This is a genomic window from Trichlorobacter sp. (genome assembly GCF_030247655.1).
In the GTDB taxonomy this organism is placed as follows: domain Bacteria; phylum Desulfobacterota; class Desulfuromonadia; order Geobacterales; family Pseudopelobacteraceae; genus Trichlorobacter.
The window spans coordinates 35704-41949 of the sequence record NZ_JAOTRZ010000006.1 but is presented as its reverse complement, the minus strand read 5'-3'; the positions used below and the strand labels follow the sequence as shown (position 1 = coordinate 41949).

General features: G+C 55.4%; 4 protein-coding genes. 3 read left to right on the top strand and 1 reads right to left on the bottom strand.

From position 1 onward, the window contains the following. Nucleotides 1-207: 207 nt before the first annotated feature. From OEL57_RS01110 to hflX, 3 genes are read left to right on the top strand one after another with little or no spacing between them, the layout of a single operon-like run. Nucleotides 208-462, top strand: a complete 255-nt coding sequence (locus OEL57_RS01110) for a hypothetical protein (RefSeq protein ID WP_300735944.1) — start codon at nt 208-210, stop codon at nt 460-462. Then, nucleotides 443-1210: an enoyl-ACP reductase FabI gene (locus OEL57_RS01105; protein WP_300735943.1), complete on the top strand. Its 768-nt coding sequence runs from the start codon at nt 443-445 to the stop codon at nt 1208-1210. Before OEL57_RS01110 ends, OEL57_RS01105 begins: the two co-directional genes overlap by 20 nt. 12 nt (nt 1211-1222) lie before the next feature. Beyond that, nucleotides 1223-2905: a GTPase HflX gene (gene hflX, locus OEL57_RS01100; RefSeq protein ID WP_300735948.1), complete on the top strand. Its 1683-nt coding sequence runs from the start codon at nt 1223-1225 to the stop codon at nt 2903-2905. A 68-nt stretch (nt 2906-2973) separates the two neighbouring features. Here the strand turns inward: hflX and OEL57_RS01095 are convergent, their stop codons facing one another. After that, nucleotides 2974-6243 carry a kelch repeat-containing protein gene (locus OEL57_RS01095; RefSeq protein WP_300735942.1) on the bottom strand — a complete coding sequence of 1090 codons (3270 nt, stop codon included), beginning with the start codon at nt 6241-6243 and terminating at the stop codon, nt 2974-2976. Nucleotides 6244-6246: the final 3 nt, after the last annotated feature.

The window sequence follows — 6246 nt, the reverse complement described above, 5'->3', positions numbered from 1 at the left end:
GACAGGATCATAGACCATGCCGGTTGTTCGTCAAGCTCCGCACCGACCAGAAAAAGAGGGGATGTAATCGGAATAAGTGTGTGCATAATCACGACTTGTAGCATAGCGGTCCTGTTTTTTCACGTCTTTTGCATGTTTGCCATTTAGGCTCAGGTGTGGTATAGCCTATCCGATTATCATTAAACACAGAAAGGGGCATTCGGCTCGATGGAATTTGTTGGCGGATTCATGATCATGTCGATCCTGCTGGGCCTCTTCTTTGCGGCGATCTGGCTTAGACTGCCCCTGCTGTTGCTGGGTTTACGACGCCAGGTCATGGAATCACACACGACACTTATACGGCTTGAAGGACGGATTGCCCGTCTTGAGCAGCAGATACTACACCATCAGGCCTCAGCCAACCAATCGGCAAAGGTCATTGATACGTTATCCGGAGGAGTTGATGGGACTGTTGGAAGGTAAAAAGGCGCTTATTCTGGGCGTTGCAAATGAAAAAAGTATTGCCTGGGCCATGGCCAGACTGTTTCAGGCCGAAGGTGCTGAACTGATGCTGACCTACGCCGGTGAGGCGATTGAAAAGCGGGTGCGCCCCCTGGCCGAATCAATCGGTGCCGATGTGGCCCCCTGCAACGTCACCAGTGATGATGAAATAACAGCATTGATGGATCTGGCACAACAGCGCTGGGGCGGGATCGACATCCTGATCCACTCCGTGGCCTTTGCCGACAAGGAAGAACTGAAAGGCACCATCCTATCCACCACCCGGGCCGGATTTGCCACCGCCCTGGATATCAGCGCCTACTCCTTTATCGGCCTCCTGAAGGCCGCCCAACCACTGATGACCGGCCGCAATGCCTGCGCTCTGGCCATGAGCTACTACGGCGCAGAAAAGGTATTCCCCAACTACAATGTGATGGGAGTTGCCAAGGCCGCTCTGGAAGCATCGGTGCGCTACCTCTCTGCCGGTATGGGAGAAGACAACATCCGGGTAAACGCCATCTCGGCCGGCCCGATCAAGACCCTTGCTGCAGCCGGCGTTAACGGCTTCAACCAGATCCTCAGCACCGTAGAAGAGCGCGCTCCGCTGCACCGCAACATAACCCAGGAAGAAGTAGCCAAGTCTGCCCTCTACCTCTGCAGCGACCTTGCTTCCGGGGTCACCGGTGAAATCCATTACGTTGATGCCGGCTACAACATCACCGGCATTTAGCAGGACCATCCCATTAACGAACTCCACGGCAACCTTGCAGGGCTGAAACAGAGCCAGATTCAGGCGGTAGAACGTCTCTACCGCCGCCGTATTCCGGCTGATGAGCTCTGCACCGCAGAGCTGGCCTCTCGCCTGCTTGAACTTTCCTTTGAACTGCGCCGTCAGATCGGCCTCTTGGTTAACCGCCAAGGCGTTATAGAGCTGATCCTGATCGGCACGGAAAAAGGGCTATTGATCCCTGACCTGAAAGACTACCCCCTGGGCCGCAAGCGGCTGCGGGGCCTACGCCTGATCCACACCCACCTGAAATCTGAACCGCTGACCGAAGACGACCTGACCGACCTGAAACTGCTCAGACTTGACCTGATCGCTGCCCTCGGCCCCCTAGACAGCCACCGCAGCATCGTACATCTGGCCCACCTTTCCACCGAACCGGGCGGCATCAGCGTACTGCCTCCGCAACTGCTGGAAAAGGCGGTTGACTACGATAGTAACTTTATCAACGCACTGGAACGCAGTCTTGACAAGGCGGTACAGGTAGAGGCACAGGCCAAGGATGGCCAGGAACGGGCGATCCTGATCTCAGTCAGGGCCGGTGGCGAACGGCGCGAGGTGGATGATTCACTGGCAGAACTGCAGGAACTGGCCCGCACCGCCGGGGTACAGGTACTGGACAGCTTTATCCAGCTACCCCGCAAGTTGAATCCCCGCACCCTGATGGGAGAAGGCAAACTGCAGGAAGTGGTCATTCGCGCCCTGCAGCGGGGGGCTACTCTGTTGATCTTTGATCAGGAACTGACCCCGGCCCAGGTCCGTGCCATCTCCACCATGACCGAGCTGAAGGTTATCGACCGCAGCCAGTTGATTCTGGATATCTTTGCCGGACGGGCCAAGAGCAGAGACGGCAAGGTGCAGGTAGAGCTGGCGCAACTGAAATATCTGCTGCCACGCCTGATTGGACGAGGTGTCCAGATGTCCCGCCTGATGGGCGGCATCGGCGGCCGTGGGCCGGGTGAGACCAAGCTGGAGATCGACCGTCGCCGGATCAGGGACCGGATCACCGCACTGGAGCGGGAACTTGAAGCGCTCTCGCGGGACCGGGAACAGCGCCGCAGCCGTCGGGTGCGCTCCGGCGTACCGATCATCTCCATTGTCGGCTACACCAACGCCGGCAAATCCACCCTGCTTAACAGACTGACCCAGAGCGAGATCTTTACCGAAAACCTGCTGTTTGCCACCCTGGACACCTCCAGCCGCAGACTGCGCCTGCCCCGTGAACGGGAAGTTATCATCACCGACACCGTCGGCTTTATCCGCTGCCTGCCTGCCTCACTGCTGGGGGCCTTCAAGGCCACCCTGGAAGAACTGCAGGATGCCGATCTGCTGCTGCATCTGGTGGATGCCTCCAACCCCCGCTTTGAAGACCAGATTTCCCAGGTCCGCACCATCCTGGCCGAACTGGGGCTGACTGAAAAACCGGAACTGGTGGTCTTTAACAAGACCGACCAACTGGAAGGGCTGAAGAAAAAAGACACCATCGCCTTCCTGCGGATCGCCCAGGCCAAACGCCGCCACAACGCCATCAGCATCTCTGCCGTTGACCGTAAATCTCTTGTTCCACTACTGGATGAACTGAAGTCAAGGTTCTGGCCTGAGGCGGACGACCCTTTTCAAGCGCCACCAGACGTTCCCTGACATAAAGACAGGCCGCCCCGATCAGGAGCGGCCTGTGCAATATCCCACCAACAACTGTCAGCTTGTTTCTATTTTATTACCAACCCATCCACCACCAGACTGCCCTGACCAACCGTCAGCGTACCGTTCAGCGTTGTGCTTCCACTACGGCTGCCGCCAAATCCGGAAACATACCCACCTTGCAGGGCTACGTTAACAGCTCGATCAAGGGACAAATCATCTTCAAACACCCTTGCCAATGCCCTGATAACATTGCCGTCCTGGGCAGCAGTATAGGCCAGATTCAACGTGCCATAGGGTGTTGCTCCTATTGCTGCTGTTGTTCCTAACCGCACATAGTCCTTCATGATAAAGCTGGCCGTTACCGACCGGTTTGCATTCATCTCCAGATAACAGCTGAAACCACTACAATCACCACCCCAGTTGCTGAATGTGGAACCGGCTTGCGGGGTGGCGGTCAGGTTGACCCCCCTGCCGCTGCTATAGATGGCGGTGCCGATGTTGTTGTTCCACGAGATTGAACCAGCATCGGAAGTCACGGTTCCGTTACCGGTACCGTACTTGGTGACGGTCAGAGTGTAGTAAACAGCTACTCCGGTGCCTGTTGCGATTGCGGTGGCCGGACCAGCGGCTGAATTTGAATTCACGGTGATATCCGCGCTTTGTGCCCCTGCCGACTGGGGCCTGAAATACAGTTTAAAATGACAGGAAGACAACGGAGTCAACACGGTGGAACTACAGGTATCGTCCTCTTTGACAAATGCAGCGCTATAAGCACCACCGACACTTATCCCTGTTATGGACAGCGACCACAAACCAGGATTGGAAACCGTGTATAGATATGCAGCGGAAGAACTACCGGAGTTTACGCTGCCAAAATTATACGTTGCAGGACTGACTGATGAAAGCGGCATAAGTTGGACAGTCCATGCCTTTGATGAGATGCCGCTTGCGGCAATGGTGGCCTGATACTGTCCGGACACCAGCGTGGTCAGCGGGGATTCAGCCAGGTTGAACTGCGTCGAACTCCAGTTGATCGTTGACAGTGGCAAAATAGCAACGGTTGCGCCACTATCCAGCTTTTGCAGTTGCAGCACAGGAACAGCTGCCGATGAACTGTTTGTTGAACCGGAACCGGCTTCACTGTCTCCGGTAAACGTACTCCCCTTAAAGCTTATGACGCCTGCCGCTGAACTGCTGACTTCCGTAATGACCGGTTTAAGACGCTGGGCCGGTACGGTACTGGCCGGGTCAAACAGTTCAGATGTACCGACATACGTGGTTGCAGCGCTTCTCCCGCCAGACAGGAGAACCCTGCCGTCGGCAAGCAGCACAGAACGCAAGTATTGGCGACGGTTAGCCATGGCGGCAGATGTGACAAATGATTCAGCAACAGGGTCAAACAGCTCTGTCGAGTCCAGATAGTTGCTGCCATCATACCCGCCTGCAACCAGCACCTTGCCATTTTGCAGCGTTACGGCAGTATGATTTGTCCTGGCTGTAAGCATACTGTCCACACTATAGAACATACCGCTGACCGGGTTGTACATCTCGGCGCTGCTCAGGGCGTTACTATGATAGCCGCCGGTGATAAGCACCCTCCCACCGGCAGTAACCGTCATGGCATGGCTTGAACGGGGAGAGTTCATGGCGTTACCTGCGCTAAACTGGCCGGTAGTCGGATTATAAAGCTCTGTACTGCTCAAGGTCTGACTGCTTGCGTTTACGCCCCCCGCAAACAACACGTTGCCGGTGGCTAGTATGATGGCCCTGTGGTCTTTTCGTGCCGAACTCAGAGCACCGGTTGCCGTAAAGCTGTTTGTGAGCGGGTCAAACAGCTCAGCACTGCTAAGGGCTGTTGACCCGGCATTCTGGCCACCGGTCAACAACACCTTGCCGTTTGAGAGCAGGGTTGCGGTATGGCTGCTTCTTGCACTGGTCATGCTGCCTGGAACAGCGGTGTAATCTCCGGTGGCCGGATCAAAGAGTTCTGCTGTGTCCAGATAGACAAATCCTGGCAAACCACTGGTATACCCGCCACCAGCTACCAGAACCTTACCGTTTTGCAGCAGCGTGCTGGTGTGGCCGGTGCGGCGCGAAGTCATGGCGCCGGTTGCCGTATATGTTGAAGATTGGGGATTGAAAATCTCTGAGGTAGCCAGTGTGCCGCTGGCATTGCTGCCGCCATTGTGCAGTACCCGGCCATCGGCAAGCAGTGTCATGGCATGGTAGGCCCGTGCTGTTACCATCGCACCGGTGGTGGATGTAGCTGCATCGTAGGCATCAATCACCTCAATCTGCTGTAGCGCTGTCCCGCTGGCATTTTCACCGCCAATGATCACCACCTTTCCACCGGGCAGCAAGGTGGCCGTATGCTTATAACGGGCGTTCAGCATGGTGGCAACAGCTGCAAAGCTGTTGCTGGATTGCGTGTATGCCTCGCAAGAGGAATGAACCGTCGAACTAGAGAAATTTATACCGCCACAGATCAGCACCCGGCCGTCAGGCAGCAGGGTCGATGAATGGTAAGACCGTCGGGTGCCCATAATTCCCATGTAATTCATTGAACTACCATACAGGTAATACTCCTCACGGCTGGTTCCGGCGGAATGTCCCCCGGCTAGCAGCACTGAGCCAGTTGGCAGCAAGGTGGCGCTCTGGGCATAGGTAGTCAACGAAAAAGCGGACCACTGATCAGTAGCCTCATTGTCATCGGGATCATAGAGATATGTCTTGAGGTTTGAATTGATCAGTACCTTGCCGTCATTCCGCACGGTAGAGGTATGTTGGGCCATCTCAATATCGATGTCATCCAGCATATCAAAGGTATTGGTTGACGGGTAATAGATCTCAATCCCTGTATAGGGGGAAGCTGACCGTCCACCGGTAATCAGCACCTTGCCATTTTTCATCAATGAAGCAGCATGCATCGCTCGTGGCAGGTTCATACCATGCGCAGGGGTAAAGCTGTTGTTTGCCGGGTCAAATAGTTCTGTGCTGCTCAGCCTGGCATCACCGGTCAGGGAACTAAAACCACCGGCAATCAGCACCTTGCCGTTGCTCATCAGTGTGGCGGTATGGGCAAAACGGGGGCTGGACATAGTGCCTATGGCCTGGGTTTCACCGGTCTGTGGATTATACAGCTCAGCGCTTCCATAAACGGTGCTGCCATTATAGCCACCGGTTACAAGGATTTTACCATTGTGCAGCAATGTTGCCGTATGGCTGCTTCTGGCAGTTGAAAGCGTGCCAGCACTCATCACACGAACCGTAGCAGCTGCAGTCGTTACCCAGCAGATAACCCCCAGCATCATACCGATCAATAACCGTAACACCATGTT